This is a genomic window from Vibrio satsumensis (assembly GCF_050337435.1).
Lineage (GTDB): Bacteria > Pseudomonadota > Gammaproteobacteria > Enterobacterales > Vibrionaceae > Vibrio > Vibrio satsumensis.
The window spans coordinates 161,898-188,667 of record NZ_JAKJSX010000004.1; the positions used below are offsets into that span (position 1 = coordinate 161,898).

Sequence of the window (26,770 nt, forward strand, 5' to 3'; positions counted from 1 at the left end):
AATACGGAGTACGTGGAATATGGGAATTCTTGGCACTTAACCTTCGCGGGCCTTTTACGAGCTTAGCTCCGGTGCTTTCTCAGGTTATTGACAGGTTGGCAATTAGCGCTGTTAATGAACTTGGTATTTCCAATATTAGCTTTGATGATCTGGTTGCCTAAAATCAGAAAACGCTCATCTTCGGCCAACAATAACAAGCAACAAGACAAACCTCTGCCGATGAAGAAGATGATTAAAAGCGGCGTAGCGTGGCAAGTAACGTTAGCGCTTGGGCCAAACAAGAAGGGTTACGGTGTCGCGACTCTATTGCTGACGACGGTTTTGATGTATTCACTTGGCGACAAACCAAATTTCCCTTTAAAGCGCTGACTAAAACGCCCTTCCGATTGGTAACCGCAAGACTGAGCCAACATCGCTACATTCTGTTGTCCGTTTTGCATCAGATAAAGCGCATGACTCAACCGAACTTCAGCCAACACCTCACGATATTGCATACCTTCCAACTTGAGCTTTCGAATCAGCGTGGCTCGGCTCATTGCAAAACGCTCCGCCACCGACTCTAGCGGATGCTTCTCATCTGGTGAGAGTGAAAGATAATGGCTGAGCTTTTGGCTAAACGAAACGTTGGCACTGGCAAACAATCGATGCAGCACCGCTTTTTCAGCTAATTGCTGGTACAAGCCCTGCAACCAAAACTGTTGAGTCTCTTTGCTCATGCTCTGTGTATCAAACGAGAACAGCGCGTTGAGTGAGTCTTGTAAGTTTCGATCCGCTTTCACTGTAGGCAGTCCCAGATCATTCGAACGTTCCTCACTTAAATCAAGCATCGCCTGAGAAGGTTGGAATTGAAAGCTGAATACTCGCGACAAGAAACGCCCTTTGTGGGGCATGTTCTCAAAACTTAGTGAAGCTGATGCCTCACACAACAGCAGCTCAGAATGTGAGAGCTCTACCGCCGAATCTTTCCAAAACAGGCGCTTACTGCCTGTAATGATCTGAATGATACTAGGGGATAGAATCCTCACATTACGCAGCTTTTGTAACTGCTCTGCACGAAAGATCGTCACTTGATATTGATGATTCATCTCATCCCCTTGTTTACTTATTATCAACTTGTATAAGCTATTAACGTGTATAAGTTGCGGTCAATTTCGCTTTGTCTAAAGCCATACTGTTCAACGTGAACCCAACCACTGCCGACGGCGTATTTTCGTCTAGGTTAAGTTTGTCCGTTGGCAGTGCCCAAACCGTGAACTGGTAGCGGTGCATGCCATCTTTTTCCGGAGGACAAACGCCACCGTAGCCAACTGTGCCGTAATCAATACGACCTTCTTTGCCGCCGACTTTAGAGATGTCGACACCGCGAGGTAACTCGTTCACAGTTGCAGGGATATCAAACGCAACCCAGTGCCAGAAGCCACTTTCAGTCGGTGCATCTGGGTCATAAGCCGTGATTGCAAAGCTTTTGGTACCTGCTGGTGCATCTTTCCACATCAACTGTGGTGATAGGTTTTCGCCATCACAACCCCAGCTTGAGTATTCAAAGGTCTTCGCCATTGGATGACCTTCTTGAATGTCATTACTCGTTAGTTCAAACGCCTGGGCAGTGCCTACAGATAAAATGCTAATTACCAATACTGATTTAGTGATTGCTTTCATGATGGTGTTCCTCTGATTAGGTATGAACTCAGTATAGTCTGAGCAACCCGCAAGTGAATAACAATAAGTATACAATTAGCCAAATAGCACGTTCATAATGATACTTACTGCATTTTTCACCATTTTTGAAAAAACATTCAACAATTGCTATTCAAAGAGCACATATTGACGTGCAGGTTAGAAGTCATTTCCAAGGCCTTTAGTCTTACCAAAGAGCCTTTAACGAAGATGACTAGCGTTATGGATTAACACTAACTAAGACTCGCCCCTAACTAATAGTCGCACCCTACTTATGGTCCCCATTTTGAAAGGCAGTCAGTAAATAAGCGATAAAGACCTTCTTACGTTTCGGCATCAACTTCCTGTCTGCATACACTAGGCTTACTGAAACTTCCGGCATCTCATATTCAGGTAACAAACGGATCAGCTTACCTGTTTTAAAGTGCTCACGACAAATGAATTCAGGAAGCACCGCTAAGCCGAGCCCATCCAAACATGCCGTTAAGCATGCCGTGATGGTATTCACCCGCAACTGACACGGCAGATCGATCAAAATTGACTCTCCGCCTTCTAATTGTAAATGCCACTTGGGTAGACGCGCCGCCTTGTTAACCACCTCAATCATTCTAAATGGCGGTTTAAGGTCATTGGGCGAAGAAATTTCACCGAACTGTTCTAAATACTCAGGGCTAGCTACCAATACACGCTTTGATGTTGTGAGGTAGCGAGAAACCAAGCTCGAGTCCACTAGCTCACCAATTTGCGCGTAAAGATCGATCCCCTCCGCAATGATGTCGACTTCTCGATTCGTCAATTCTAAGTTCAAAGTCACGTTTGGGTGCTCTTTTAGGAAGCTGTGGATGTACTTTGCTAATACTTGATGCCCCAACTCGACGGGCAACACAACATTCAACTGCCCTCTGACCAAATCCTGATTGGCTGAAACCTCTAACTCAGCTTGGTTCATGATCTCTTGCATCTGGACACTCGACTGATAAAAGCTCTCCCCCTCTGGCGTTAAGACTAAACTTCGAGTCGAGCGAGTGATCAACCTCACACCTAGGTGCTGTTCCAGCTCGTCTAGCTTCCGGCTGACGGTCGACTTGGTCATGTTCAATGCCTCAGCTGCGTGCGTGAAACTACCACAATCAACAACTTGCGTAAAAACAGTCACAGCATTTAAGTCCATCGTACTTCTCCCAAAGTGCTATTAGTTAGATTCTTGCAACAGTGTTTTCCTTTTTTCCTATCTTATCAATCAATCGAATTCATTTACAATTCGTTACATCTAAATAAAAACAAAATGAGAAATAAAAAATGACAGAGAACAACAACGCTTCGCAAACAGTAAGCAAAAAAAAACGTAAAAAAGCTCCGCTTATTGCTACTGCGATCATGCTGTCATTGGGTTTAGCTGGCGCCGGATACTGGTACGGCTATGGTCAGTACTTTGAATCTACCGACAATGCTTATCTACAAGGCGACATCACGAATATTAGCCCTAAAGTATCAGGCTATATTGTTAAGTCTTACGTGAGTGATAACCAATCGGTTAAAGAAGGTGATTTATTAGTTCAAATCGATGACCGTGATTACCAAGCAGCCCTCGCTCAAGCTAATGCCCATTTATCCGTCGTACAATCCGACGTAAAGAACTTAATCGCCCAACAGACGTTACAACGTAGCAAAATAAACCAAGCAGAAAGTGGCGTCGATTCCGCACAAGCAGAATATGAACGTGCTATCCAACAGGTGCAGCGCTCTCGCAGCTTGTTAAAACGCAATTACGCTTCTCAAGATGAAGTCGATAGCATGGTCGCTCAACAAAAAGTGACCCTTGCAGACTTAGAAGAAGCGAAAGCCAACCTTGTCGCAAGTAATGACCAACTCTTCGTTATTGCTAGCGAAATTGAACAAGCCAAAGCCTCAGTAACAGAAGCTCAGGCACAGCAAGATCAAGCACAGCTAAACCTTGACTACACCAAAGTCTACGCACCTACTGATGGCGTCATTGGTAAACGCAGTGTACGTGAAGGCTTGTTGATTCAAGCTGGTGCACCACTTATGAGTTTGGTACCAAACAACCAAGTGTGGATTGAAGCCAACTTCAAAGAGACACAGCTAAGTGGCATTCACAAAGGTCAGACGGTTGAAGTAGAACTGGATGCGTTCCCGGGGCAACCACTTGAAGGCGTGGTCGACAGCTTCTCCCCTGCAACTGGCGCCAAGTTTGCTCTACTGCCACCAGAAAACGCGACCGGTAACTTCACTAAAATCGTTCAACGTGTACCAGTGAAAATTACTATTCCTGATCAGCAAGAGTTGAAAGGTCGACTACTTCCTGGTTTGTCTGTGGTCGCGACCATCGATAAACGAGGCTAAACCATGAGTAACGCTGATGTTGTCACCCAAACCAATGATGATGGAGAGGTTTCAAGACGCCATTGGATCGCCCTATTTGGCGGCTTAATTGGCGCGTTTATGGCGATCTTGGATATTCAGATCACCAACTCGTCTCTCAAAGACATTCAAGGTGCGCTTTCTGCCACCTTAGATGAAAGTTCGTGGATATCTACGTCTTATCTAGTCGCAGAGATGATCGCTATCCCACTCAGTGGTTGGCTTTCAAAAGCGCTTGGTAAACGTCGATATATCACGTGGACGACGGCCATCTTCACCCTCTCATCTTTGTTATGTTCATTTTCATGGAATATGACCTCGATGATCGTGTTCCGTGCGATGCAAGGCTTTAGTGGTGGCGCTTTAATTCCACTTGCCTTTTCTCTGGTGATACAGTTACTACCTGTCAACAAGCGCGCTGTGGGTATGGCACTGTTTGGTGTCACCGCAACGTTTGCTCCGTCGATTGGTCCTACGTTTGGTGGCTGGCTGACTGAGAACTTCTCGTGGCACTATATTTTCTACATCAATATTCCACCCGCCCTACTCGTGATCACCATGATTCGATACGGCTTGGAAGATGAAAAGCTTGACCTTGGTACGCTTAAAAAAGCCGATTGGTTTGGTATTGCGACCATGGCGCTGGGACTAGGTTGTCTAGAAGTGGTTCTAGAAGAAGGTAACCGTGAAGAGTGGTTCAGCTCAAGTTTTATCATTACACTTAGCATTATTTCTGCGGTGAGCTTGGTGTACTTCGTAATAAACGAACTGCAACACAAAAAGCCACTGGTGAACTTGCGGCTATTGCGTGATGGGCAGTTTGCGATGTCCTGTATCGCCTATTTGATTCTAGGGATGGCATTGCTTGGCTCTATCTATGTTCTGCCGATGTATCTCACTCAAATTCAGCAATATAACGCGATGGAAATTGGTGAAGTGTTAATGTGGATGGGTTTCCCACAACTTCTGATATTCCCAATTGTGCCCAAACTAACACAGATCATTAAGCCTAAGTACTTGGTTACCTTTGGCTTCGCGATGTTCGGTTTCAGTTGTTACGTAAATACACACATGACAATTGATTTTGGCGGGCAACAGCTGATTTTGTCTATGGTTCTACGTGCTATTGGTAGCCCGTTTATTATGGTTCCGCTGTCTTTGGTTGCGATGAAGAACATCAGCAAAATGGACACCCCTGACGCTTCGACCTTAACTAACGTAATGCGTAACTTAGGTGGCGCGTTCAGTATTGCGATTATCGCTACGCTGCTGGATAACAAAACCCGTGAGCATCTTGCACACATCAAAGAGTCGCTACCTTCTGTGAGTCAATTAGGTTGGCAAACCCTCAAAGACCAGCAAGCATTCTTTATTCAATCAGGAAGTGATGCCGCGACTGCGATGCAACAAGCGCAAGCAAGCCTACTTGGCACCATGCAACGTGACGCCGCTATCATGGCTTACAACGATGTGTTCTTAATGATGACGGCATTCTTGGCGTTAGCCGCTGTGTTGATTCTTAATATGCGTGATTAGCGCTAGATTTTCGTTAAATAGAGCTTCAAGCAAAGAACAATATTTCGAATAAAAACTCGAACAATTAAATTGAGAGGTAAGCTTATCGACTTGCCTCTTTTTTATTTCTAAAACACGTATAACCCTACAAAAACCAGGCAAAAGTAACCTGCGTTTGAAGTCTTTCATAAATGTTATCGAATACTCCTTAATTACCAATAGTTTATTGAGTGTTTGTATGTGATATTGGCACCTTGACAATGTGCAACTTGACGCCTAAATTAAAAATAACATTTGGTATTGAGGAAAATGGATTTGACCTTACCACCTGACCTACGAGTTTTAATTGTCGACGACTCTAAGAGTGCAACTATTCTTATAAAGCAGCAACTCTCGAGCTTAGGCATTTCACATGATTGCATCTTTATTGCGACCGACTATCGACAAGCTATTAGAGCGGTCGAAACGCACTCTTTTCATGTACTCCTCATCGATTACCACTTAGAGCAATCCTTCACCGGGTTTGAGCTTTTGGGGATCCTGTATCGAAACAGGCTCATCGATCATACTGTGGCCACTATTCTTCTATCAGGGGATATGCGTCAAGAGACGGTATTAACCGCCCTTTCAGGTGAAGCTCACCATTTCATTTCTAAGCCGATTCATACTCAGATGCTGGGTAAAAAGATCCAAAGTGCTGTGTCCGAATCGCAGCAAATTGACCAACTAAATAGCCTATATCCTATTAACACGCCTGAAGTGCTTAAACAGGCGCTAGCGATTCCTAATAACCAAGTGAACGTACAATTCGAAGCGACACTGATCGAGCACTTAATCGCGGGTAAAAAGTGGGACTTGCTTTCAAATGTCCTCACGACTTCCAAAACAAAAATGCACCCGACCAAGTTGGTTGCAGAGGCATTGATTTTAGACAGCTTAGGTAAACCGAACCTAGCGATAGAGAAACTGCACAATTACTTGATTGTTCAGCCACTGTCATTAAACGTGATTGATTGCTTAAGCTGCATCTATGAAAAACATAAGATGTTACTGCCAGCGCTTAAGCTGGCGATACGAGCATTTGAAATGACACCGAGCATAAGCCATCGCGCAATTCGAGCGATCGACTTGGCCGAGAACGTCGACAACACGCACATGTTGATTAAGCTTGGGGAAATGTACGCAACCCACATTTCACCTGCCGACATGGATGTCATTCACTCTATTGGCTCGCACTTTAATTCGTTAAAAGCGACCTACCAGAGAGAGACGAAACTAAAGTACAAACGTATTTTGCTTGAACATGCCAACCAATTCACAGAGTTAGTGAACCTAAAGCTTCCAGTAAAACAACAGCATCAAGTTTTGGCTAGTCTAGCCCTCTTTCAAAGCAACATCTTGCTCGTAGAAAATAGTCCTCACGTTGCCCATAAAAAAGTGATTAGAGCCTCGACACTGTTAGCGAATAATTTCCACAGCCAACCAACTTACTTGCTTACCCAACTATTACCACTGCTCGTCCATTTTGGTGAGTACTCTCTTTATCACTTAGCGGTAGAATGTCTAAAATCTCGTGGAGAAACAGTAAGTCACAAACTTGAGTCCAAAAATGCCGACCCTTCAACGTGTATAAACATTGAAAACTTTGGGTCGATCCAGGAATTAAAGGACTACATTCACAGTTACCCATATTCAGTTGCCGCCAAACTTGACTATATATATGCAGTCCATAGAGCTCATATAGATGAGAAACTTAGCGACGACTATTTAGAAGAAATCTTACAATTAGAACTTCCTCCAAAATGGAATCAATGGATTAGTGATTCATCACGGTATGGTTTTTCCACTAAGCCGCCTAGCCCATTCTCAACATGCAGCCGACAGGAGTCCACATGCTAGACTTTGATGCTTTAAATGCCTATTTAGACAACGACAGAGAAGTCATTTACGCCGTTTTGTCTACCTATCAAGAAGATCATGGCAATTCGCTACAAGAAATCGAAGAGTTGGTTCAGCAACAAGATTGGGGCAAGCTTCATTTTACTGTACACACCTTAAAAGGCATCTTAGCCAGCTTTGGGGAAGAAACGGCCACTGTTGCATTAGAAAGAGTAGAACAAAACACACTCAATAAGCTTGCGCCGCAAAATGATGATCTTTCCGTTATCTACAGCGAAATTAAGATCATTAATCAGCAAATCGATGAGATTCTTAGCACTTATTAGTCGATAGAATTAAGACTTACTTGGCGGTGCTTAATAGCCGAAACTGCAAAAGAGTTGAGATACTTCGAAACATTGAACCTCGACTCTTGCCATTTTTCTTATCATTTCCCCTCTCGATTATATAGCCAACCGACACCTATGAATTCATGTCAGTTATCTAGGGCAGGAAATACATAACAGATGCTTTGTAAGCCAGCGATGTTGATGTTTTAAATGAAAAACAACACACTTGATAAGATGAAAATGGTTAAATATTTGTATGCTTCTTTGTGACATAAGTTTGCGAAATTGCATTTTATTTATTGGTAAATAAGAAACTGCTATCTACACTCTAATGAAACCAAGCGTTAATCACTTAGTGGCATAATAATACAATAAAACGTTCAGTCGGCTAGATAAGGACAAGGAAATGGACAACGATAGTTTTGCTGCGTCTCAGGGGCTTACGGATGAAACACCCATTACCGAATCATTTTCTACCAGTGCAGACCCTTATGCTCATTATTTAAAGGATATTATAGGCATCGATCTACTGTCGCGTGAAGATGAGGTGTATTACGCAAAATTAAATCGCGCGGGTGATAAAAAAGCGCGCGATGTCATGATCGAATCAAACCTACGCCTTGTTGTTAAAATCGCAAAGAGTTACCTAAAACGTAAAGGTAATAATTTCACCCTGCTCGACCTGATCGAGGAAGGCAACATTGGCTTGATTAAGGCCATCGACAAATACGATCCAGAACCAGGCTATCGTTTTTCAACCTATGCTGTATGGTGGATCCGCGAAAACATTGAAGCCGCATTAATGAACACTGGTCGTACCGTCAGATTGCCATCGCACGTATGCAAAGAAATAAATAACCTTGCCTCAAAGAGGCTCGATGTTAGTAAGAAAATGCGCAAAGAAATTTCTATTTCTGAACTATCGGATAGTTCTGGTGTTAAGACCAAACGCGTCGATCAACTGGTGGCGTTAAGTGGATTTATTGACGTGACGACGACTGTTGGAACGAGTCATGCACCGATGGCACTAGAACAATGTGAATGTGAATACATCCTCGACCCTCAACAAGATTGTGAAGATCAATCCTTTACCCAAGCTCTAGAACAAATCATCAATACACTTCCTCCACAATTACAAAAGGTGCTCATCCATCGTTTTGGTTTGTTTGATAACAACGTGAAAACGCTAGCTGAAGTGGGCGAAATGTTTGATGTCAATGTTTCTAATGAGCGCGTTAGACAAATGCAGAAAGAAGCAGTCAAAAGAATTCAGAAACGACTCAAATTTGATGGTTGGGTGTAAGTCGCAAACCTGTATAGAATTAGGTGAAAATAACGGTAAGTAAAAACAGTAACGTTAAGTAAAAACAGTAACGTTAAGTAAAGAAAGAACCTTAAGGGTGAGCCTAAAAGCTTGCCCTTTTTGTTTGCCTGATTCTCTAGAAAAATAAAAGGATCGTAAGCTCGCGAATCCTAAGTCATTAATGGCAAATGCCACTGTGTTAACTTACCTTAATAAGTGACTCGCTCACTGCGCAAAATGAGATAATTGATATAAGTGGTTTCAAGAGAATCTTGCTCCCACACTGATAAAATCCGTTTGGCGGCAAAATAATAATCTTTGTTTCTCAACAACATCCCAACGGTGCGGCTAAGCTTTTCAAATCGAACTTGATCGCTCGCAGAGATGTAGTCATCTTCACTTTCGATAATGGGCGCTAAACCATCAGCAAACCAATTATTCAATATTTCTCGCATCTCTAATTCGGATTCAGGCACATCCACACTCGACAACTCTCGATGTTGAGGTGGTGGCACTATGTACTTCGACGCTTGCGGTGAACTGACATAACGATACATGCCCTCACTCCTTTTTAACTCTCTCTATAGTAACTAAGAACATTCTTGTAGATTCTCAGGTTTTTTGAAGCCAAAGAATGAATCTCAGCGACAAATAAGAAAGCCATGCAAAGGTCACTCTACATGGCTTTGCTCAGGGCAACTTTACGCTGCCCTATCTACTTGTTGGTTTAAACTAAATATCGGTTCAGACTAAAACTAAGCCCTTTCGATTAAATCGAGCTTTGGTCGAAGTCGTTGCCTTGATCGGTTCCAGTTTGAGAGTCTGAATCGAAGCTTCCAGAGTCGTCCGTGAAGTCAACACCTTGATCTTGACCACCTGAACTTGTCCAGTCGCTGCCACCAGATTCCATACCCGCCATGTCCGGTTGCTGCTCTTGCGTAGAACCTTGCATGGTGTATTGATCATCGACCTCAACTTCAACAGAACCGCTTGCACCGTCTATTGAGCTACCCAATTCGTCGTAACCTTGGAATTGGATCTCGCTAGTACCTTCATAACCTTCTGGAAGTTCGACAGATACAGGGTGCTCTAGGTTGCCACTGATTGTGAAGCTACCATCACCATTGTCCAGTGCGTTACTCACTGTAGAACCTTCAGGTAAGCCTGACATTTCAGCATAATCAACCGATTCGTTACCACTCACCTCATCTGGAATCGAGATAGAGATGGTATCGCCCGGAGCCGCTGTCACGTCAGCAACGCTATCTTCAGCTTCTGTTTCACTGTCTTGAGCTTGGTCATCAGCTTGTTGTGCGACGTCCACTTGCTGCTCTTCAGTTGCTTGAGCGGCTTGTACTTGTGGTTCATCACTCTGTGCTGAATCATCAGCTACTTGGATGCTTAAGCTATGGCTCGATACTTCACCACCATCGTTAACGTCGACATTCATCGCTAAGTTGCCGTCGAAGTCTTCGTTTGGCCAGTATGTCCATTCGCCTTCACCAGATTCAGCGAAGAAGCCTGCATCGTTCGCGTCTGCAACGTCAACAACTTGTGCTGTATCGCTAACGCCCAACTCATCCACCAGCTGAGACTCTGTGATAGTTAGTGAACCATCATCCGCTAAGGCATAACCTTCACTCGCGGCTGCTTCATCGCCACCTTGGATATCCACGTTGAAGAAGCTTTCGATGCGGTTTTCGCCATCGGTCGCTATGAATCCAACTTGAACATCTCCGGTGTAATCTTCAGCCGGTGTGAATTGATAGTTACCTTGGTTATCGCTCTCTATCACACCCTGACCTTCCATCAAGCTCACTGACTCAATGCTCATGCTATCGCCCTCTGCATCGCTCAGGTTCGCTAACATGTCTTGATCAGTGAACGACAAGGTGGCGTCCGCTGCAATTTCAGTGGTTGTGATGCTGTTCACTTCTGGTGCTGCATTCTCTTGTGAATCGCCCTCTTTCACGACCACGCCAGTCTGCTCATCATGAAGCACGCCATCTTTATCGACCACGTAAGCAATGTCTGCTTCGCCAGTAAAGCCCGGTGCCGGTGTGAACGTCCAAGTGCCATCACCATTATCGACAATCTCACCTTGGCTGCGGTCTGCAAGATGAACCAGTTTCACTTCATCGTCGCTGTCTGCATCTACATTCTCAGCCAAACCAATTAGGTCGTCCGCGGTTAGGATGATGGAATCACCCGCTACCGTTTCGAAGTCACCAGAATCGATGCCATCTTCGAACGCTTCTGGCTCATCTCCGTAATCGACCGTGGTTGCACTTACGGTTACGAAGAACTCACCATGGAAGTCTTCAGGAGGCGTCATTTGAATGTTTGAAATATCCCAGTCGAACAGGTCGATGTATTGACCCGGCTCAGTGATCATCACTGTGTTCACACCATCGGTTACTTCGAATCCAACAGGGAAACCTGTCATCACTAGGTTACTTAGCGTTTCTGAATCATCGACTAGACCAACGTTCAGTCCTAAGTGACCCGTTTCATCTTCACCGAAAACTAGAGGACCGTCATGGTCAGTGGTAATCACCGCGCCATCCGCAACAGGACGAACGTACACAGGAACATCGAGAACCGTTTCAAACTCACCATCACTCACGACAACTTGTAGGTCTGAAACGCCTGCAAAGTCACCGGTTGGTGTGAATGTCCAAGTACCATCGCCGTTGTCTGTGACTTCTCCGCCATCTTCACCGTCTGCAGTGATAATGCGTGAAACCACAAGGTCAGCCGTATCAATATCACCGAACAAGTTCATCAAGTCGCCCGCATCGAAGGTGAACGCGCCACCTTCGTCTGTGGTCATCATCGCGTTACCGACATTGAATGGTGCGTCGTTAACTGGAATCACATCCACATTCAGCGAGCCATCAACCACCTCTTCACCATCAGTTGCTTGATAACCCAGTTCTACCAAGCCATTGAAGTCTTGAGTAGTCACTAAGTGATACATGCCATCTGGTTGCTGAGTTAAGGTCGCATTGGCTGGAGCACGAACCGTAATGCTTTCGATGCTGATCTCTTCACCATCAAGGTCTGTGACTTGGTCCGCGATGTAAGCTGGGTCAATGACCATGACTACATCTTCTTCGCCTTGCATCTCAATCGTAGGCGCTTCAGGTGCGTCATTCACTGGCGTGACATCGATGTTGCCGTCGACTGAGATTGTCTCTTGGCCATCGCTAACGTTAAACGTCATTGGCACATCGCCATTGAAGTTTTCGTTTGGCGTGAATGACCAAGTACCATCTTCGTTGTCTAGCAACTCACCCAAGCTAGGGTCGATTTGTAGACCAGATGCTGACAGCTCATCTGCGGTGTTATCAATGTCGGTAGCTTGAGCTAACAACATGTCTTGTGTGATAAGAATCGTGCTGTCTTCGGCTGTGGTGAGTTTCACATCCTCCGACTCAGGTCCATCATTCACGGCCAGAACTTCAATACCCGCCGTTGTTGTCGCTGTTGCACCGTCATCGTCGGTTACAACCACATCTAGGCTGATATCACCGTTAAAGTTCTCACTCGGCGTGAAGGTCACAGAACCATCATCATTTTGAACCAATTCGCCGTCAGAGCCAGTGTAAGTCACGCTTTCAAGCGACACTTCACCATCAACGTCTGAGCTATTCGCAATCAACTGCTCAGGGCTAATAGTAATCGTGCCATCTTCGTTCATTTGGTAAGACGTTGAACCCGCCACTGGTGCGTCATTAATGTCCGTTACGGTCACATCAATATTGGCATCGACTGTCTCAGTGCCATCAGACACTGTGAAGCCAAGGTTTACATCGCCATTGAAGTTCTCGTTCGGAGCAAAGCTGTAAGTGCCATCACCATTATCCGTGAACACACCTTCTGCGCCCGTGTAAGACACATCCGTAATAGACAAGTCATCGCCGTCAATGTCTGCAGCGCCTGCTAGTAGGTCTGCATCCGTGAAGATTAGCGTTCCATCCTCCTCAACGGTGAAGCTTTGATCTTCAGCCGTAGGCAAGTCGTTCACTGGGTTAACAGTAAGGTCTGCCGTTGCAACAACCGTTTCAGTACCGTCAGACAAGTCGAAGCTTAGGTCAATGTCGCCATTGAAATCAGCATCTGGTGTGATGGTAAATGAGCCATCATCGTTTGCCGTTACTGTTGCGTTGTCACCTGCAGTTAAGTTAGCTGCGGTAAGGTCATCGCCATCCACATCTGAAGCTTGAGCCAGCAATTGCTCTTGGCTTAGGGTGATTGAACCATCTTCATCCACGGAGTAAGCCAAGTCGCCAGAGACTGGCGCGTCATTGACTGCGATAACGTCAATACCCGCAGTCGTTTGAGCGGTTGCACCGTCTTCATCTGCAACGGTGACATCTAGGCTGACATTGCCGTTGAAGTTTTCATTTGGTGCGAAGCTGTACGTACCATCTCCATTATCAGTAAAGATACCGTCTGCACCCGAGTAAGAAACATCACTAACGGATACATCACCTTCAATGTCTGAGCTGTTCGCAAGAAGCTGCGCATCAGAGATAATAATCACATTATCTTCATCGACGCTGTAGGTCGTCGAACCTGCAACTGGTAGGTCGTTTACGGCAATAACGTCGATACCTGCCGTTGTTTCAGCCGTTGCACCATCCTCATCCATAACAGACACATCAAGACTGATGTCGCCGTTAAAGTTTTCGTTCGGCGAGAAGGTGTAAGTGCCATCACCATTATCCGTGAACACACCATCTGTGCCGCTGTAGCTAACATCGCTAACAAAGACATCCCCTTCAACATCTGAGCTGTTCGCCAGAAGTTGTGCATCGCTTATGGTGATACTGCCATCTTCTTCAACGCTGTAAGAGGTTGTGCCTGCTACAGGTACGTCATTGATTGGAACAACTTGAACATCAATGTTTGCCGATACCACATCGGTGCCATCGCTGACATCGTAAGTAAGGTCGACGCTGCCATTGAAGTTCTCGTTTGGAGCGAAGGTATAAGTGCCATCGCCGTTATCCGTGAACACACCGTCGGTGCCTTCGTAGTTAACTGATTCAACAGAAAGGTCATCGCCATCGATATCCGTTGCGCCAGCCAGTAACTGCTCATCAGTGAAGGTCAACGAGCCATCTTCATTAATGGTGTAGTCATGATCGTAAATCACAGAAAGATCGTTGACTGCTGTTACGGTCACATCTAGCTCAGCTGGAGTCACCCCACCGTTACCATCATCCACGTTGTAGCTAATGGAGAATTCACCGTTGAAGTTCTCTTCCGGCGTAATGGTGTAAGTACCATCACCGTTATCAGTGATTAGAGCGTTGTCGATGGAAATATCACCAACACTTGGTTCGTTACCATCCGTATCACCAGAGTCGCCATCTTCGTCGCCACTTAGCAATTCAGAGATATCGATGCCATTTTCATTCGCAAGGGCTTCTTCTGCAGTTGGCAAATCAAACGCATTTTGTGTACCGACATCTTGGCTTGGAACAATCACGCCGTTCACGATATCGAATACATGCCAATGATCACCTGATGGGTTATCTGATAAGTCTGGGCTGAAGGTTTCAACCAATGTATCGCCTACAAACACCTGAACCTGTACATCTTCAACACCATCTACATCCCAACTTCTACTGGTGTAGTTGTGTACTGAATAGTGCATGTCAGCATCTTGATAATTTGGAATAGTGATGGTTTCAGGACCACCGCCATTCGTGTCATCAACATCTTGTTGAACAACATTGCCTTCACCGAGGTCGTGGCTCATATCGCGGTAGTAGATATGGTCTAGTTCATTGCCATTCTCTGTATCGTAGAGCCATAGGTGGTTGTCCATATCACGTGGGCTTTCACCCCATGTGACCACGATACGCATATCAGTTTCTTCAAGCACTTCAGATATTGCGGTCACGCCACCATTAGTATCTTCACCTGCTGGGACCAGGAAGCTGCTGGTAATAGAGCCTTCTTGTTCAATAGTTACGGTACCTTGGTCAACAACTGGACCGCTCATAGAGTAGTTACCAGATTGGTCTGTCACAGTGGTGTACGAGTGACCTGCGTTATCGGTCATTGTGACATCTGCACCAACGACTGGGCTACCCGTTTCAGCATCCAGCACAGTACCGGTTACGGTCGTTTCATCGCCCTGCTCTCCGATAATTGCGGTCATGTCATCGTCTTCGATGTCAGTCGCGAATTGTAAGAGTTCTTCTTGAGTAATGGTGTACGAACCATCCTCTTCAATGGTTATCGCCACATCAGCAGAAACAATTGGCGCGTCGTTAACTGGATCAACGGTCAAGCCCAAGTTAGCGGCAATTGGTGTGTCGCCATCGCTGATGCTGTAGGCAACATCGATGTAGCCATTGAAGTTTTCGCTTGGAGTGATTGAGAACGTACCATCACCATTATCGACAATCGTTGCATCGTCACCGACCAAGGTTAAGTCGGAAGCGACAAGGTCATCACCTTCAATATCAGCGGCATTCGCTAGTAACTGCTCCTGTGTGATAGTGATGACGTTGTCTTCATCAACGTTCGCGTAAACATCAGATGTCGTTGGCAAGTCATTGGCCGGGTTTACCGTCAGATCGGCGTTCGCCAAAATCGTCTCAGTACCGTCCGAAATATCAAAGCTTAGGTCGATATCGCCATTGAAGTCAGCATCCGGTGTTACCGTGAAGGTACCATCGCCATTATCAACTACGGATGCATTATCGCCTGCGCTTAGGTTGCTTGCGGTCAGGTCATCGCCATCCACATCAGATGCTTGAGATAGCAACTGCTCTTGAGTCAGAGTAATCGAACCATCTTCATCAATGCTGTATGCCAAGTCACCCGATACTGGTGGATCGTTAATTGGCAGAACATCAATGCTTGCCGTCGTGGCCGTCGTTGCACCATCCTCATCGGTCACAACTACATCGAGGCTAACATCTCCGTCGAAGTTTGCGTTCGGCGCGAAGCTGAATGTTCCATCGCCATTGTCAGTAAAGATGCCGTCAGCGCCTGTGTAGTTAACGCTATCAATCGCCACTTCACCTTCAATATCAGAAGAGTTCGCCAACAGTTGCTCTGCACTGATGGTAATTACTTCATCTTCGTTCACTGAGTAGCTGGTAGAACCTGCGATTGGCGGATCGTTCACCTCAAGTACGGTGATTCCTGCTGTGGTCGCTTCTGTTGCTCCTTCTTCATCGGTAACAACAACCGCTACGCTCACATCACCATTGAAGTTCTCGTTTGGTGAGAAGGTGTAGGTGCCGTCACCGTTGTCTTCGAACACACCGTCACTGCCAGTGTAAGTCACGCTATCAATCGCAACCTCACCTTCAATGTCTGAAGAGTTAGCTAACAGCTGTTCGTTACTGATCGTGATTGAGTTGTCTTCATGCACAGTGTAAGACGTACTACCCGCCACTGGTGGATCGTTCTCTGGTGTCACACTCACATCAATGTTGGCTTGAACCGTATCTGTGCCATCTGACACATCAAAACTGAAGTTCACATCACCATTGAAGTTCTCGTTTGGCGCAAAGCTGTAGCTTCCGTCGCCATTATCAGTAAGAACACCATCAGCACCCGTGTATGTCACACCTTCAACCGACAAGTCGTCCCCATCGATATCGGTAGCTCCCGTTAGCAGGTCTTCATCTGTGAAGTTCAAGATGCCGTCTTCGCCAATGCTGAACGTTTGATCTTGTGGTTGTGGAAGGTCATTAACTGGATTAACGGTGAGGTCAGCCGTCGCAACCAGCGTGTCTGTACCGTCGCTAATGTCGAACGTTAGGTCAATGTCGCCATTGAAGTTCGCATCTGGCGTAATGGTAAAGCTACCATCATCGTTAGCAACAACTGCCGCGTCTCCATCAACAATTAAGTTAGAAGCAGTCAGGTCGTCTCCGTCTACATCGCTAGCTTGAGAAAGAAGTTGCTCTTGGCTCAAGGTAATTGAACCGTCTTCCTCTACGCTGTATGCCAAGTCTCCTGATAATGGAACATCATTGATTGGTAGGACATCAACCGTAATATGAGTATCAACTTGAGCGCCGTCTTCATCTTGAATGGTCACATCCAACTGCACTTGGCCGTTGAAGTTTTCATTCGGTGCAAAGCTACATGTGCCGTCACCATTGATTGAGAAGATTCCGTCTGGGCCGTCGTAGTTGATCTCAACAAGTTGTACGTCACCTTCAATATCAGAGGCGTTCAGCAGAACTTGAGACTCATTAAAGGTCAGTACCGAGTCTTCATCGATAGTGTAAGACGTTGGGCCAGCAACTGGCGGATCGTTCACTTCTAGAACCGTAATGCCCGCAGTCGTCGATACGGCTGCATCGTCTTCATCCACAACAACCACGTCTAGGCTAACTTCGCCATTAAAGTTTTCGTTTGGAGAGAAGGTGTATGTGCCGTTACCGTTGATTTCTAGAACACCGTCACTGCCACTATAGGTAACACTATCAATCGCCACTTCCCCTTCAATATCTGAAGAGTTCGCTAACAATTGTTCGTTACTGATCGTGATGGAGTTGTCTTCATGAACCGTGTAAGACGTGCTACCCGCGACAGGTGGATCATTCTCTGGCATCACGCTGACATCAATGTTAGCAGTTACCGTATCGGTACCATCTGATACATTGAACGAGAAGTTCACATCGCCATTGAAGTTTTCGTTTGGCGCGAAGCTGTATGTGCCATCGCCATTATCGGTTAGAACACCATCTGCGCCAGTGTAAGTCACACCTTCAACGCTTAGGTCGTCCCCTTCAATGTCCGTCGCACCTGTTAATAGGTCTTGGTCTGTGAAGGTTAATACACCATCTTCATTGACTGTAAATGCTTGATCTTGTGCTTCTGGACCATCGTTCACAGGTGAAACTGTTAGTTCTAGATTGGTAGAGATAACATCATCACCATCAGACACATCAAACGTAAAGCTAACATCGCCATTGAAGTCAGCATCTGGCGTTAATGTGTAAGTACCATCACCGTTATCTGTGATAGTTACGCTGTCGTCATCAGTCGCTAAGTTCAGCGCTGTTAGTTGGTCACCATCTAGATCACTAGCATTGGCCAGCAGATCTTCTTGCGAGACCACTATGGAGCCATCTTCTTGAACGGTAGCAGCGACAGGTAGAGCTTCAGGAGCATGATCAACTGTCACTCCCGTCGCATTAATGTAGATAGTTTGAGAGACCACCTCAGAGTCATCATTTGATAATTCTGTCGCGGTAGCGGTTACATGAACTTCAAGATGTTGACTAAAATCTTCTGGTAACTGGAGTTGTAATTCGTTGTCGATCGCTGTTATTGGAAGGTTTATCGCGCCATCTGGGCCTACCGTAATTTCACCGCTGTAGATTTGGCTATTCACTTCCCCCACATCAATCGTGAAGTTGAAGTCGGTATAGTCAGCATCTCCGCCACCATACAAATCTTCAAATCCGTAAACCAGCTCGCCGTCTTCATTAACCGTCGTGCGTGTATGTTCTATACCATCTTGGTTTAGCTGAGAGCTTGAACCACCATGGAAGATCGCGTCACCATTCTGGCCTTGAACTACAGTTTCAGTTCCATCGGCAGCAACAAACACAAGTTGAGGATCAACCGTATCCATGTTTGCAGGCGAACCATCCGCTGCACGGAACTCGTACTGACCGTCTTGCATCGCATCAAAGTCGTTGTGCTGATGTCCGTTTGGAATTAAGAACAGGTTAAAACTCTCACCTTCCTCGACTTGGAAGCTGAACTGGTCTTGTCCTGGAACAAGGTCACCGCCACCGCCAACTTGTGACGCGTTTTCGTAAACAACTTCAACACCCGTGATGTTGCCGTCTTCGTCGACTTTGTAGTAACCCGCTGCGTTTTGGTAACCTGCCGTTTCACCTTCAAACGTTACTGTAATTTCTGTGTCGTTGTAACTGGTGATGCCGTTCTCTTGGTCATTCAGAACGCCTTCGTTATCGTATTGAATAACCGAACCTTCTGGCACACCATCAACCGTTACCGTCAGTGTTTCTGATAGATCTTGGTCTACCAGTGCCGCCGCAATATTAAGCTCAACAATGCCGCCTGGCTCAACCAAAATAGCTTGGTCATCAACGTTAACGCCATCGCCATCGGTAATCACAAGATCCGGCGCATCCGCGACCGCTTCAATGTGAACATTGAGGTCTTGCTCTACTTCAGCTGTACCGTCGGTCACGGTAAAGCTAAACTGCAAATCACCACTAAAGTGCTCTTCAGGAACGAAGCTGAACGTGCCATCACCGTTGTCGGTTACTGTACCTTCATCACCAGAGTAATTGATGCTGGTAACGCTTAGGTCGTCGCCATCAATATCAATCGCACCACTCAATAGATCTTCTTGAGTGAACAGGATGCTGCCATCCTCTTCGATGTGGTACATGCCTGGAGCAACAATTGGAATGTCATTCACCGGATTCACAGTCAATGTCATGTCATTGGCGGTACTGAGTTCACCATCACTCACTTCATAGGTGAATGCGATATCACCATTGAAGTTTTCCGAAGGTGTCACTGTGTAAGTACCATCGCCATTGTCTACGATACTTGCATTCGGATCGTTGGTTTCTAGCGCGCTCGCAAACAGCTCATCACCATCTTGGTCGCTCGCGTTCTCTAGCAACATCGCTTGTGTAACCAGAATTGAACCGTCTTCGTCGACATCTGCAACCATTGTTGTTGCTTCTGGTGCGTCATTGACGAATTCGACTTTCAGGTCGATGTTTGCAGCCACCACATCAGTGCCGTCGCTCACATCAAACGCTAGATCAACATTGCCGAAGAAGCCCAGCTCTGGCGTTAATGTATATGTTCCATCACCGTTATCCGTGACTTCTACCGTGTCGCTTGCGCTAGTCACATTCACCACAGACAGCTCATCGCCTTCAATGTCTGTCGCTTGTGCTAATAGTTCAGCTTCGGTAATGGTAATGGCTTGACCGTCTTCCGTAGTGAAAGAAATGTCCGGCACATCTGGCGCATCGTTGATAGGGTTTACGGTTAGGTTCAGGTCGGCTGCAACTGTCTCGATGGCATCAGTCACATCGTAAGTAAACTCAATCTCACCAAAGAAATCGGCACTTGGTGTGATTGTGAAACTACCATCTGAGTTTTCTACGATAACCGCATTTGGATCGTTGGTAGCTAAGTTAACCGCTTCAAGGTTGTCGCCATCAACATCGGTTGCATTCGCCAACAAATCCTCTTGAGTGATAGTGATTGAACCATCTTCATCAACTGCCGCTTGAATTGGACCGCTCACTTCAGGGCCTTCGTTGACAATCTCAACGTCAACTCTTGCCGTGCTTGGTGCGCTAGCTTGACCATCACTGATATCGAAGGTCAGATTTACCTCACCATAGAAGTTCTCTGCAGGTTCAAAGGTAAAGGTGTTGTCACCATTATCTGTTAGCGTACCTTGCGTTTGGTCTGCTAATAATAGGTTTTCGACATGAAGAATGTCGCCATCAACATCGGTAGCACCAGACAATAGGTCTTTCGCTTCGATGATCATAGAGCCGTTTTCAAGCATTTGAGTATGCAATGGTTCACCCGGAACCGGCACATCATTGACCGGTACAACCGTTAGGTCTAGATGCGTTGCCACTTCATCAGCACCATCAAATACTTTGTAGTCGATGTCGATTTCACCATTGAAGTTTTCATTCGGCATGAAGGTAAACGTACCATCGCCGTTATCAACTAGCTCACCGTCATCACCACCGTAAGTGATGTCAGAAATCGACAACGCATCGCCTTCTACATCAGTGGTATTCGCCAACAAGTCATCAGCGCTGAACGTGATACCTTCATCTTCATCTGTCGATAGAACAATCGGGCCAGAAACGATTGGCGCATCATTTACTGATTCGAAGTTGATGTTGATGATGTTGCTGTCTGTCAGCTCACCATCACTGACTTGATAACCCAGCTCAATTTCACCGTAGAAATTTTCATCCGGTGTTACGGTCCAAGTACCATCGCCATTATCAGTTAGCGTTGCATGCTCTGAGTTTTCACCCACCAGCTCTAAGTTCTGAATATCAAGGTCATCACCATCGATATCTGATGCTTGAGCGAGTAACTGTTCTTCAGTTATTACAACAGAAGCAAACTGAGCAGAACCTTCCGTATCGATAGTGATATTAGGAAGATCAGCCGTTAGCTCGATTTTGTTGTCACCCGCATGGATGTTCAACTCAACCGTTTCAGTGATTTCTGAACCGTCTACACCAATCGATGTAAACACGGCTTCATCATGAAAAGTTTGTGACACTGTCATGTTTTGAACGACGTAAGTACCATTACCTTGCACGGTACCAAGTTCAAAGTAAGACACCGGCTCATTTACCGTAAGCGTATAGTCGGTCTCGAAAGTACCACGGTCTTCTTTGTGGTAAGTCATCGAGTCAATTAGGTCGCCATCCTCATTGAACGCTTTGATTTCTACTTCTGTAAAGTGACGAGACTCTTCCATGAACCAGCCACCCAAACCATCTAGGTGGAAGCTGATTTCGTTGATGTCTTGGCCTTCAACAGAAATAGTCAGTTTCTCATCACCACTCAGACCTTGGCGGTCGGTGTCACCGATACCATGACCAATATGAGTATTACCATTCCATGCACCCAGCGGATCATCGTTACTTTGAACCGTAACCGTTAAGTCACCATCCGAGAACTCACGAGTATATGGATCAACTTCCGTTCCCCAGTCATCCACGCTCGCATTATCATCGAAGGTACCAATTTGTGTTGTATGAGTACCGTTTGCTAGAGCATCTTCACTTGGCACGAAACGTACTTCCGTGTCAGCCGGTACTTCTTGACCAACTTCCAGTACTACCCACTCATTATCAAGATTAGCTTCGATGATGCCGTTTTCCGGTGCTTGATCTAGACGTAATGCAGGCTCTTCACGAAGCGTTACACCAACTGTTTGGTCTTCTTTTGCTTGGATGAAGATCTCTTCACCCGCTTCTGGCGCGTCATTGACAGGATTAACGGTTAAATCCAGTGTGGTCAGAACTTCATTTTCACCATCGCTGATGCTGTATGTGAAATCTAACTCGCCATTGAAGTTCTCGGTGTGCGTAATAGTGAAAGAACCATCGTCATTTGCAACGATAGTCGCATCAGGATCATTGGTTTGCAGGTTAGACGCCGTTAACTCATCACCCTCAACGTCAGTAGCATTCGCAAGCAGCTGCTCTTGAGTAATAGTGATTGAATTATCTTCGTCGACTTCAGCTTCAATACCGGACGTTTCAGGGCCGTCATTCACAGCGATAACATCAATGCCTGCTGTCGTAGTAGCAGTAGCGCCATCTTCGTCAACGACAACAACATCAAGTGAGATATCACCGTCGAAGTTTTCGTTTGGCGTAAAGGTAAATGTGCCATTACCGTTATCAACGAATGAGCCATCATCACCGCCATAACTCACACTTGATAGTGAAACATCGCCTTCAACATCGGAAGAATTCGCCAGTAGCTGTTCAGCACTGATAGTGATTTGACCATCTTCTTGAACGGTGTAAGCCGTCGAGCCCGCGACAGGTGGATCATTCTCAGGTGTCACGCTGACATCAATAACAGCAGCCGTCGAGCCGGTGCCATCAGAAACATCGAATGAGAATTGAACATCACCATTGAAGTTCTCGTTTGGTGCAAAGCTATAAGTACCGTCACCATTGTCACTCAGAACACCATCTGCACCTGTGTAAAGGACATTTTCAATCGACAGCTCATCACCATCAATATCCGATGCGCCAGCAAGTAGGTCTTCGTCCGTAAACAGTAATGTGCCATCTTCTTCAATGGTGAACTGTTGATCTTGCGCTTGTGGCAAGTCATTAAGTGGATTAACTGTGATATCGAGACCAACTTGAACCTCACCACCATCGTTGTCGATGATATCGAAACTCAGGTCGAGGTCGCCGTTGTAATCAGCGTCTGGTGTAATGGTGTAGCTACCATCCTCGTTTTGTTGGATGGTCGCGTTTTCATCAGTCGATAGATTGATCGCTTCTAGATTATCGCTATCGATGTCTCCCGCTCGTGCTAACAATTGATCTTGTGTCAACGTAATTGAGCTATCTTCGTTAATCGTGTAAGCCAAATCGCCCGATACTGGTGCATCATTAATTGGCAATACATCAACGTTAATCTGTGTTTCAACTGTTGCGCCATCTTCATCTTGAATGGTCACACCCAGTTGAACCTGACCATTGAAGTTTTCGTTTGGTGCGAAGCTACAGGTGCCATCACCATTCACGGTGAAGATACCGTCCGACCCGTCGTAATTGATGCCAACAAGTTCCACGTCACCTTCGACATCTGAAGCATTCACAAGAATCTGAGATTCACTGAACGTTAGAACAGAATCTTCATCGATGGTGTATGACGTAGGCCCAGCAACAGGTGGATCGTTCACTTCAAGTACGGTAATGCCTGCTGTCGTCTCATCAATAGCGCCTTCTTCGTCTGCAACGATGACATCAAGACTTATATCGCCACTGAAGTTTTCGTTAGGAAGGAAGGTATAGCTGCCATCGCCGTTATCTTGGAACACACCATCTGTGCCACTGTAAGTGACAGTATCAACCGACACGGCACCTTCCACATCCAAAGAGTTTGCTAACAATTGCTCATCAGAAATAGTGATCGCATTGTCTTCATTAACCATGTACGAGGTTGAACCAGCAACAGGCGGATCATTTTCAGGAGTGACACTGACATCGATATTTGCGCTAACGGTTTCGGTGCCATCAGACACATCGAAACTGAAGTTCACATCGCCATTGAAGTTGTCATTTGGCGCAAAGGTATAAGTACCATCACCGTGGTCAGTTAGAACACCATCACCACCAGTGTAACTAATTCCCTCAACCGTAAGGTCATCACCATCTACATCAGTTGCGCCTGACAGTAAGTCTGCATCTGTGAATTGCAGGGTACCGTCTTCTTCAATACTAAATTGTTGATCTTGAGGAACCGGTAGATCGTTAACTGGATTAACAGTCAGATCCGCTGTGGCTTGAACGGTATCTGTGCCATCAGTGATATTAAATTGAATATCAATATCACCGTTAAAATTCGCCTCAGGAACAATAGTGAAGCTGCCATCATCATTGGCCGTTACCGTTGCGTTACCATCGACAGTTAAGTCACTCGCGGTTAGGTCATCTCCTTCCACATCCGATGCTTGAGACAACAACTGATCTTGGCTCAATGTAATTGAACCATCTTCGTTTACGTTGTATGCCAAATCACCCGATACTGGTACATCGTTGATTGGCAATACGTCAACATTGATGACGGTTTCAATTTCTGCACCGTCTTCATCACGAATAGTTACATCAAGCTGAACTTGGCCATTAAAGTTCTCATTCGGAGCGAAGCTGCAAGTGCCATCACCATTTACTGAGAAGATGCCATCGGGGCCGTCATAGCTAATGCCGACAAGCTCAACATCTCCTTCGACATCAGAAGCATTAAGCAGTACTTGTGACTCACTGAATGTAAGTACAGAGTCTTCATCAATGGTGTAAGACGTTGGGCCTGCAACCGGCGGATCGTTCACTTCAAGAACATTGATACCCGCGGTCGTCGCGTCAGTCGCACCATCTTCATCAGCAACAACCACATCCAGTGCAATTTCACCGCTGAAGTTCTCGTTTGGCGAGAAGGTGTAAGTGCCGTTACCATTGATTTCCAGGACACCGTCACTACCAGAGTAAGTTACGCTGTCTATCGATACATCACCTTCAATATCAGAAGAGTTCGCCAATAGTTGAGCATCAGAAATGGTAATCGAATTGTCTTCATTCACCGTGTAAGACGTTGAACCTGCAACAGGTGGATCGTTCTCAGGAGTCACGCTAACATCAATGTTTGCTGATACCGTATCGGTGCCATCTGACACGTTGAAGCCGAAGTTTACATCGCCATTGAAGTTCTCGTTTGGAGCGAAAGTGTACGTACCATTACCGTTGTCGGTAAGAATACCGTCGCCACCATCGTAGTTCACACCTTCAACCGTTAGGTTGTCACCTTCAATGTCTGTAGCGCCTGTTAACAGGTCAGCGTCGGTAAAGACAAGCGTTCCGTCTTCCTCGATTTCAAACGTTTTATCTTCAGGAACTGGCGCGTCATTAATCGGACGTACCGTTAAATCAATTGCGCTGCTAATCGTTTCTTGGCCGTCACTGATGTCAAAAGTAAGGTCAAGTTCACCATTAAAGTCAGCTGAAGGAACAACGGTGAAAGTACCATCACCATTGTCTTGAACTGTTGCATCAGCACCAACTTGAACGTTCGAAGCAACAAGCTCGTCCCCATCTACATCACTTGCGTATTCGAGTAATTGTTCTTGAGTGAATGTTATGGAACCGTCTTCATCCATGATGTAAGCCAGATCTTGTTCTGCTTCTGGCGCATCATTTTCACTTTCTACTTGGATTTTGAACGTTTCGCTTACTGTTTCGGAATCAAAGTCATCTTCTACTTCACTGATTGTCTCTTCATCTGAAGCTTGAACATCAACGGCAAATGTCTCTTCGACTGTCTGTGAATCGAGGTCGTCACCGACTTGTTGCTCACCCGATTCAGAAGATGTAGAACTCGGCGCTGCAGAGGTTCGTGCAGCTTGACCTTGTTCTTCATTACCTTCAGCGTCTGATCCACCTGTCGCAGACTCTGCGTTATCACCACCTACAGCTTGTGCGCCCGCTCCAGCTGCGCCACCACTACCAGCAGCATTATCCGAACCAGCTTCCGAAGCCGCACCACCGACTACATTGGATTGAGCTGCGTCTGAATTTCCATCGCTTTCTGGCGTCTCGTCTTGAACAGCCGCACCAGAAGCCGACGCATCTTCAGCATTACCTGCGCCACTCGGATTGTCTTCTAAAGCCTGATTAACCTCGTCGGCCGCATCCGTGTTTTCAGCACCCGTCGCTATTGTCGACGCAATCGTATTTTGTTGATTTTGTTGATTCTGCTGTTGGGAGGGTGTACCCGCGTCGTTCGTGTCCGTTTGTTCTACCGCGTCATTTAGATCTTCGTTTTGGTTGTTTTGGTTATTTTCGCCTGCCATTACAGCCTCCGTTGCTACTAGCTAACTGATCGTATTTAGAAGCATTAAAGGACACCATTTTGAAAAACCAAATTTTTATACAACATTTTTCATATTTTCTTTTTAAAGAGAAAGAATCAAAAAAAATTTGAAAACTGCCTTTAAACATCCTTAGTTATTGTGATTAAAGCAATTAAGGCAGTGGAGCAATGATAGACATGACGAATTTGTTGCGCTCAGTCGACGACAACCACAAAGGGCTGCAATTGCTATTAAGCGACTTTTACAATGACTTTTCTGATGCAGTCCTAAATATAGAAGAGCTTCATAAAGGTAATCGTTTTGATGAACTCAGCAGTTATTCAAAAAAATTGAAGACCATCTTAACCTTGCTATGCGACCAAGATCTTCCGCCTAAAATGGCCAAATTGGAACATTTGAGTAAGCACGAATTCCCTGCACCAGAAGATCTTTTAGAGGATGTAAAAACTGAATTGCACAACGTCAATCGACAAATCCATCACTTGTTGGATATTAAGTAAGTTGTAGATG

At 45.6% G+C, this 26,770-nt stretch carries 11 protein-coding genes and 1 pseudogene; 7 read left to right on the plus strand and 5 right to left on the minus strand.

Features of this window, described 5'->3' with window-relative positions; genetic code table 11:
• Positions 1 to 87: 87 nt before the first annotated feature.
• Positions 88 to 279 (plus strand): annotated as a pseudogene (locus L4C44_RS03825) (MFS transporter); the annotation flags it as partial.
• Between the two features lie 8 nt (positions 280 to 287).
• Here L4C44_RS03825 and L4C44_RS03830 read toward each other — a convergent pair.
• The 3 genes from L4C44_RS03830 to L4C44_RS03840 form a co-directional block, all read right to left on the minus strand.
• Positions 288 to 1,085, minus strand: coding sequence for a helix-turn-helix transcriptional regulator (locus L4C44_RS03830; RefSeq protein WP_428804406.1), 798 nt, complete (start codon positions 1,083 to 1,085; stop codon positions 288 to 290).
• Between the two features lie 40 nt (positions 1,086 to 1,125).
• The gene (locus L4C44_RS03835; protein ID WP_285954553.1) at positions 1,126 to 1,659 is read right to left on the minus strand and encodes a YbhB/YbcL family Raf kinase inhibitor-like protein; all 534 of its coding nucleotides are present in this window, start codon (positions 1,657 to 1,659) and stop codon (positions 1,126 to 1,128) included.
• 286 nt (positions 1,660 to 1,945) lie between these two features.
• A complete protein-coding gene (locus L4C44_RS03840) occupies positions 1,946 to 2,848 on the minus strand; it encodes a LysR family transcriptional regulator (protein WP_146491660.1) in 903 nt (300 codons plus the stop codon).
• 128 nt (positions 2,849 to 2,976) lie between these two features.
• Between L4C44_RS03840 and L4C44_RS03845 the strand changes: the two genes are divergently transcribed.
• The 5 genes from L4C44_RS03845 (at position 2,977) to L4C44_RS03865 (ending at position 9,105) form a co-directional block, all read left to right on the plus strand.
• Positions 2,977 to 4,041, plus strand: coding sequence for an HlyD family secretion protein (locus tag L4C44_RS03845; RefSeq protein ID WP_146491661.1), 1,065 nt, complete (start codon positions 2,977 to 2,979; stop codon positions 4,039 to 4,041).
• Between the two features lie 3 nt (positions 4,042 to 4,044).
• A complete protein-coding gene (locus L4C44_RS03850; RefSeq protein ID WP_146491662.1) occupies positions 4,045 to 5,595 on the plus strand; it encodes a DHA2 family efflux MFS transporter permease subunit in 1,551 nt (516 codons plus the stop codon).
• A 288-nt stretch (positions 5,596 to 5,883) separates the two neighbouring features.
• A complete protein-coding gene (locus L4C44_RS03855) occupies positions 5,884 to 7,473 on the plus strand; it encodes a response regulator (protein WP_428804407.1) in 1,590 nt (529 codons plus the stop codon).
• Positions 7,467 to 7,799, plus strand: a complete 333-nt coding sequence (locus L4C44_RS03860) for an Hpt domain-containing protein (RefSeq protein ID WP_428804408.1) — start codon at positions 7,467 to 7,469, stop codon at positions 7,797 to 7,799. Before L4C44_RS03855 ends, L4C44_RS03860 begins: the two co-directional genes overlap by 7 nt.
• Positions 7,800 to 8,208: 409 nt before the next feature.
• On the plus strand, positions 8,209 to 9,105 hold the full coding sequence (locus L4C44_RS03865; RefSeq protein ID WP_372385118.1) for a sigma-70 family RNA polymerase sigma factor: 897 nt from the start codon (positions 8,209 to 8,211) through the stop codon (positions 9,103 to 9,105).
• A gap of 209 nt (positions 9,106 to 9,314) precedes the next feature.
• On the opposite strand, the gene L4C44_RS03870 is transcribed toward L4C44_RS03865, so the two are convergent.
• Positions 9,315 to 9,662, minus strand: a complete 348-nt coding sequence (locus tag L4C44_RS03870; RefSeq protein WP_285954560.1) for a hypothetical protein — start codon at positions 9,660 to 9,662, stop codon at positions 9,315 to 9,317.
• 212 nt (positions 9,663 to 9,874) lie between these two features.
• Positions 9,875 to 26,239: a tandem-95 repeat protein gene (locus tag L4C44_RS03875; RefSeq protein WP_428804409.1), complete on the minus strand. Its 16,365-nt coding sequence runs from the start codon at positions 26,237 to 26,239 to the stop codon at positions 9,875 to 9,877.
• Positions 26,240 to 26,427: 188 nt separating this feature from the next.
• Between L4C44_RS03875 and L4C44_RS03880 the strand changes: the two genes are divergently transcribed.
• Entirely contained in the window at positions 26,428 to 26,760 is a 333-nt protein-coding gene (locus L4C44_RS03880) for a hypothetical protein (protein ID WP_428804410.1), read from the plus strand.
• Positions 26,761 to 26,770 lie beyond the last annotated feature (10 nt).

Excerpts from the sequence above, each read along its gene's own strand:
- L4C44_RS03830 (WP_428804406.1), bottom strand. The coding sequence starts at position 1,085 with ATGAATCATCAATATCAAGTGACGATCTTTCGTGCAGAGCAGTTACAA.
- L4C44_RS03835 (WP_285954553.1), bottom strand. The coding sequence starts at position 1,659 with ATGAAAGCAATCACTAAATCAGTATTGGTAATTAGCATTTTATCTGTA.
- L4C44_RS03840 (WP_146491660.1), bottom strand. The coding sequence starts at position 2,848 with ATGGACTTAAATGCTGTGACTGTTTTTACGCAAGTTGTTGATTGTGGT.
- L4C44_RS03845 (WP_146491661.1), top strand. The coding sequence starts at position 2,977 with ATGACAGAGAACAACAACGCTTCGCAAACAGTAAGCAAAAAAAAACGT.
- L4C44_RS03850 (WP_146491662.1), top strand. The coding sequence starts at position 4,045 with ATGAGTAACGCTGATGTTGTCACCCAAACCAATGATGATGGAGAGGTT.
- L4C44_RS03855 (WP_428804407.1), top strand. The coding sequence starts at position 5,884 with ATGGATTTGACCTTACCACCTGACCTACGAGTTTTAATTGTCGACGAC.
- L4C44_RS03860 (WP_428804408.1), top strand. The coding sequence starts at position 7,467 with ATGCTAGACTTTGATGCTTTAAATGCCTATTTAGACAACGACAGAGAA.
- L4C44_RS03865 (WP_372385118.1), top strand. The coding sequence starts at position 8,209 with ATGGACAACGATAGTTTTGCTGCGTCTCAGGGGCTTACGGATGAAACA.
- L4C44_RS03870 (WP_285954560.1), bottom strand. The coding sequence starts at position 9,662 with ATGTATCGTTATGTCAGTTCACCGCAAGCGTCGAAGTACATAGTGCCA.
- L4C44_RS03875 (WP_428804409.1), bottom strand. The coding sequence starts at position 26,239 with ATGGCAGGCGAAAATAACCAAAACAACCAAAACGAAGATCTAAATGAC.
- L4C44_RS03880 (WP_428804410.1), top strand. The coding sequence starts at position 26,428 with ATGATAGACATGACGAATTTGTTGCGCTCAGTCGACGACAACCACAAA.